We start from the raw sequence: 4,872 nt of genomic DNA, 5'->3' as shown, positions 1-4,872 counted from the left end.
GGGCTTCTACTGGATTCCTCAGCGGTTGGATTTTCACCAACTTAACTAACAAGTTTCAGATATTTCTATCTGAGGTTAATCCCCCAAATCCTTTTCAGGATAAGGTTTCTAACCAACAAATCGCACACTGGTAGCATACCCCAAGCAATCACTGAGCTTAAAATCTTTTGGAATTAGCGTCCTGGTAGGGAAACAAGTTACTGTAGCAACAAGGGTTTGATCAGTTCTGGTTAATTTGAACTGTTGTTGATCGGCTCAGTCACACTAATCACCAAAAATAGGGGGCTCGGGGGATAATCCCCCGTAGCCAACCGTTCGCGCAGCGTGACCGAATGGTCAAGGGTTCAATACCCTTGAGGTTGGCGTCGAAATCTTTCGGAATAGCCAGTATTTTCTGGTAGAATATATATAACTGAAATGAGCTAAGGCACTCTTAACTTCGGAGAAACGGCTAAGCCAGTAGGTTAGTATCGGCGAGTGATGCGTAAAACGAAGTATTGGGGCTGTCCGAGAATTGACTCGGTTGTAGAAGCTACAGATGCGAGGAATCCCTCGCATCTGTAGAGTAAGCCAGGCTGGAGGTTCGGCGCTTAACCCTTAAATTCAATCAATAACGAGTTTAGGCGCGTTAAGTCTGCTAGGGCTACTGAAACCAACACGCTCTGGGATCCGGGAAAGCCCCCGGCTTCCAACCGTGGGGAAGCTTACAAATATTTCCTACGAATAAGGACGATAAATACCAAAATGCTAGGAATCTTTCAAAAAAGTCATCTGAGGATTGAAGTCGAAGCACCACAAAATGTTATCCGGGACAGTCTGCTCTATACCGCGCAACTGAACCAGTGGTTGTGGCCAGAGAATTTATCTTCCAAGTTACCCGAACAGCTCGATTTAGGATTGACCTTTACTTCTTCCATCGGGCCAGTAGCAGTACAACACAAGGTTGAGCTTGTTCAGCCGAACTGTTTAAGACTGCTCTTGAGTCAGGGAATTGATGGTTATCATGAATGGTATTGGGGAGATGGTTGGGTACAATCTCGCCTAGAAGGGGTGTCTTTGTTACCGTTGAATTGGGGTCAAACCTTAAGTTTGATGAGGCTACGTCAGTTTCTAGAGCAGCATAGAGCCTCTGACTCCTAACGTAAAAATTGATCTAAAGCCGCCTTCAACTCCTCAATTTCTACCTCAATGTTGCCCTGCTCAGCGGCTCGACCGATACACTCGCTTAAATGTTCATCAAGGATAATTCGTGCCACTTTATCCAAAGCCCCTCGAACTGCAGCAATCTGTACCAAAACATCAGGACAGGGGCGACTTTCTTGCACCATAGTTTTAATCCCTCGAATATGCCCCTCGATTCGAGACAGGCGATTGATAATTCGCCTCAGAGATTCTTCATCATGAACGTGACCATGAGTATGTTCACTATGGTTGTGATTCAGCTCTTGAGTCAGGGCATATTCTCTATCTTTCGAGATCATAGCGGTTTTATTAGTTTTCTTAGTCCAAGGTTAACCAACTTCCTGGGTATATCATTATTGATAATTATTAAGCTTAACTTGTTGGGGTCTCTTGGGCTGAACACCCCTTGAGGTCAAGCTCTCTCACTCCCGATGCTACCCAAGGACGATTTACTCGCCCTGGGGTAGCATCACCTGGAACTACCCCAGGTACTACTAACGTCATAGAACTAACTCTCACCCATAGCGATTAGATGCTTGTAGCAACTAATCCACAATCCTAAAATATGCCTCGAAACCCACTCCTGGCTCTGGGTGGGAGGAATCTCAGGGAGGGTAAACTTGAGTTATGGGTTAACACTAAGGGTCAGCAACCACTGACTACTAACCAATAGCCAAAGCCAAGTAAATCCCATCGGTTTTAGGTCGTGGGATTGGCTTAGCAATACTATTCCCCAAAATTAACCAGAAGAATACGATAATACTATGTCATCAACTAAATTTTCGATTTGGCTTCGCTCAATTAGTAACTATCTCTTAGCTATCTTACTTGGAGTCTTATTGACAGTTGGCGTTTATCGTGTATCTCCCTCCAAGGCTGCTCCTGTACCCAGCACAGACTCAGTCACTCCGCCACTGATTGCCCAACAACTGCTGATTCCACAGCAAGCTAGTAATAGCAGTTTTGTAACAGCAGCGGTAAATCGGGTTGGATCAGCAGTGGTGCGCATTGACACCGAGCGCACAGTTTCCAGGCGCGTCGATCCCTTTTTTGATGACCCCTTCTTCCGGCGCTTTTTCGGTGATGACTTTTCAGCCCAAATTCCCCAAGAAAGACGTTTACAAGGTCAAGGCTCTGGGTTTATTATTGACAACAGTGGCATCCTACTGACCAATGCCCATGTTGTGGAAAATGCCGATAAAGTAACCGTTACCCTCAAGGATGGGCGCAAGTTTGATGGTCAAGTCAAGGGTGTGGATGAATTCACCGACTTAGCTGTTGTCAAAATTAACGGTACTTCCTTACCCATAGCCTCTCTAGGGGATTCCAGTCAAGTTCAGGTTGGAGATTGGGCTATTGCTGTTGGTAACCCCCTAGGGCTAGATAATACAGTGACTTTGGGAATTGTCAGCACCATAGGACGCTCCAGTGCTCAGGCAGGTATTCCTGACAAGCGACTAGACTTTATTCAAACCGATGCAGCTATTAATCCTGGAAACTCTGGTGGTCCGTTGTTGAATGCTACAGGGGAAGTTATTGGCATCAACACTGCTATTCGGGCTAATGCTATGGGAATTGGTTTTGCTATTCCCATCAACAAAGTCAAAGAGATTTCCAACAAACTAGCCCAAGGACAAAAAGTTGTCCATCCATATATCGGCGTTCGGATGACAACCCTAACCCCGGAACTAGCACAAGAAAACAACAATGACCCCAATTCTGTTTTCCTATTACCAGAAGTCAATGGTGTCTTGGTAGTTCAAGTAATGCCGGATACACCAGCGGCTGATGCTGGTATGCGTCGTGGGGACATAATTGTTCAAATTGATGGAAGACCTGTTACTAATGCTACACAACTACAGCGCCTTGTTGAAAATAGTGGAGTGAATAAGGTACTAGAAATAAAAGTAAGGCGCGGTAAGCAGACTACTAGCGTGTTTGTCCGCACCGATGCACTAAAAAATCCTACTTAGTGATTAATCACTAGTCTTTGGAAAGTTACTCCTCCTTGGCAAAGAAGGCTTATCAAAAAAACTTGCAGTTTTTTTGATATTTGCTTTGATACTCCCCATGGCACTTATGCCAGGGGATTTTTGAATCAACAGACCTGTGGCAATACGACTTGAGGTGCTTATGCGCTATGGGTTACCTCGCCTTGTCACGCACTGTTAGCTACCCATAGCGGATTTGGTAGCAAAGGTGATAATGCCAACACCAACAACAACCAAAAAGAAAGCGAAATATACAAACGTCTTTGAATAGGGTTTGTTTACCATTACTTGATCGTTACTACTCTTGTTACTCGTCATAGCTCCTCGAACAGAAAGAAATAGTAAAGGAAGAGAAACAATCATTCCCAATAGTTCAATTACAAATAGCGCCTGAGGCATTGGATCTGGCGAGACTGGAAATAGTGTTCCTAAGTCTAAGGCGTATACGATAAAATAGGAAATAGCACATAATCCAGACACAATAAACGCCCAATTCAAATCTTTTAAAATAAAGTAAACAATCAAAATGCTGACTATTACTAGGGAAGTTAAAAAGGTATTAAATATACCCAATATCAACGGTTCAATATGTGAGAAACTCCTTGTTTCAATTAAACCACCAGGAACAAGAGATGCCAACAATCCAAACGATAAAACCAAGAGTGCAGATACCAGATGTCTAATAGTTATTGTCATTGTAATTACCTCACAACTAGAATTATTGCTGTCGAACACCACAGAGCAGTGGCAGCAAATCTTATCGCCTTTCCCTAGGGCGATAAGGGGTTTCCTTAAGCAAATGACTGACCAATATTTTTAGAAAAAACAAAGGCAGAAACCATTCCAGACCAGGCATTGGGGGAAATAGATAGCGATCGCCCAACAGTCCTAAGCTGTAAAGCCCTAGGGCCACTGGACGTTGAAGATACAAGGGAGACAGCAAAATCAAGACTGATGCCCCCAACAGGTAGCTGGACACACCGATAAAAAATCCCCAATCTCCCCCACGAAAGAGCAGCGCCACTAACAAGACATGGATGACATGAACAGACACAAATCCTAAATGCTGCTGCCAACCCTGTTCCGGTCGATGATACCAACCCTTAGCGGTGGAGGTAGCATTGGTGAGGACACCCCCCACTAAATCAAGGGCAAGAACAGCGATCAGTCCTAATTGCAACGGGGTCCACTGTATTGGGAGGGTCAGGGCGTAGGTTGGAGCTGCTACCAAAGCCACCAGCGACGGTACAAATTGTATGAGCAACTCAGCTTGGGTTGCCCCTGGTCCGGTGAAGCGATCAAGCAAACCTTTCAGACCAGAGCGAGGAGAGGGACAAGTAAGCTCAGAGTGCATTAGTCTAACCTCATAACAGTTGTTATGTTAATGATAACAACTGTTATGATAAGCTGTCAATAGGAATTGACACTTTGTTTCTGTGCCACTGTATATCTGGTGTATATCTGGTGTATATCTGGTTATAGCGCTTTATAGCCTAATGAGGTACACAGGATTTTTTCCCTCTTGCCTCTTGCCTCTTGCCTCTTGCCTCTTGCCTCTTGCCTCTTGCCTCTTGCCTCTTGCCTCTTGCCTCTTGCCTCTTGCCTCTTGCCTCTTGCCTCTTTCCTCTTGCTTCTTGCCTCTTGCCTCTTGCCTCTTGCCTCTTGCCTCTTGCCTCTTTCCTCTTGCCTCTTGCCTCTT

7 protein-coding genes are annotated in these 4,872 nt (G+C 44.8%); 4 read left to right on the top strand and 3 right to left on the bottom strand.

Going from position 1 to position 4,872, the window contains the following annotated elements; translation table 11 throughout:
- The first annotated feature begins 744 nt into the window (after positions 1–744).
- Positions 745–1,140, top strand: coding sequence for a hypothetical protein (locus F6K46_RS38165; protein WP_293068309.1), 396 nt, complete (start codon positions 745–747; stop codon positions 1,138–1,140).
- Here the strand turns inward: F6K46_RS38165 and F6K46_RS38160 are convergent.
- Positions 1,137–1,481 (bottom strand): metal-sensing transcriptional repressor, encoded by a 345-nt coding sequence (locus F6K46_RS38160; protein WP_008177474.1) that lies wholly within the window; start codon positions 1,479–1,481, stop codon positions 1,137–1,139. The genes F6K46_RS38165 and F6K46_RS38160 overlap by 4 nt on opposite strands.
- Before the next feature lie 107 nt (positions 1,482–1,588).
- On the opposite strand from F6K46_RS38160, the gene F6K46_RS38155 reads away from it, so the two are divergent.
- Positions 1,589–1,714, top strand: coding sequence for a hypothetical protein (locus F6K46_RS38155; RefSeq protein WP_293118031.1), 126 nt, complete (start codon positions 1,589–1,591; stop codon positions 1,712–1,714).
- A gap of 232 nt (positions 1,715–1,946) precedes the next feature.
- Positions 1,947–3,155, top strand: a complete 1,209-nt coding sequence (locus F6K46_RS38150; protein ID WP_075899783.1) for an HhoA/HhoB/HtrA family serine endopeptidase — start codon at positions 1,947–1,949, stop codon at positions 3,153–3,155.
- A 195-nt stretch (positions 3,156–3,350) separates the two neighbouring features.
- Here the strand turns inward: F6K46_RS38150 and F6K46_RS38145 are convergent, their stop codons facing one another.
- Complete coding sequence (locus F6K46_RS38145) at positions 3,351–3,869, bottom strand: hypothetical protein (protein ID WP_293068312.1); 519 nt, start codon at positions 3,867–3,869, stop codon at positions 3,351–3,353.
- Between the two features lie 61 nt (positions 3,870–3,930).
- Positions 3,931–4,527 carry a hypothetical protein gene (locus tag F6K46_RS38140; RefSeq protein WP_293068314.1) on the bottom strand — a complete coding sequence of 199 codons (597 nt, stop codon included), beginning with the start codon at positions 4,525–4,527 and terminating at the stop codon, positions 3,931–3,933.
- A 142-nt stretch (positions 4,528–4,669) separates the two neighbouring features.
- Between F6K46_RS38140 and F6K46_RS38135 the strand changes: the two genes are divergently transcribed.
- The coding region (locus tag F6K46_RS38135; RefSeq protein WP_293118028.1) for a hypothetical protein at positions 4,670–4,872 on the top strand (203 nt) is incomplete at its 3' end.

The organism is Moorena sp. SIO3E8 (assembly GCF_010692445.1).
Taxonomy (GTDB): domain Bacteria; phylum Cyanobacteriota; class Cyanobacteriia; order Cyanobacteriales; family Coleofasciculaceae; genus Moorena; species Moorena bouillonii.
The sequence above is the reverse complement of the archived record's forward strand: the minus strand, read 5'-3'. Positions and strand labels throughout refer to the sequence as shown.

Bases quoted from the DNA above. Each gene is read 5' to 3' on its own strand.
- F6K46_RS38165 (WP_293068309.1), top strand. From the start codon at position 745: ATGCTAGGAATCTTTCAAAAAAGTCATCTGAGGATTGAAGTCGAAGCA.
- F6K46_RS38160 (WP_008177474.1), bottom strand. From the start codon at position 1,481: ATGATCTCGAAAGATAGAGAATATGCCCTGACTCAAGAGCTGAATCAC.
- F6K46_RS38150 (WP_075899783.1), top strand. From the start codon at position 1,947: ATGTCATCAACTAAATTTTCGATTTGGCTTCGCTCAATTAGTAACTAT.
- F6K46_RS38145 (WP_293068312.1), bottom strand. From the start codon at position 3,869: ATGACAATAACTATTAGACATCTGGTATCTGCACTCTTGGTTTTATCG.
- F6K46_RS38140 (WP_293068314.1), bottom strand. From the start codon at position 4,527: ATGCACTCTGAGCTTACTTGTCCCTCTCCTCGCTCTGGTCTGAAAGGT.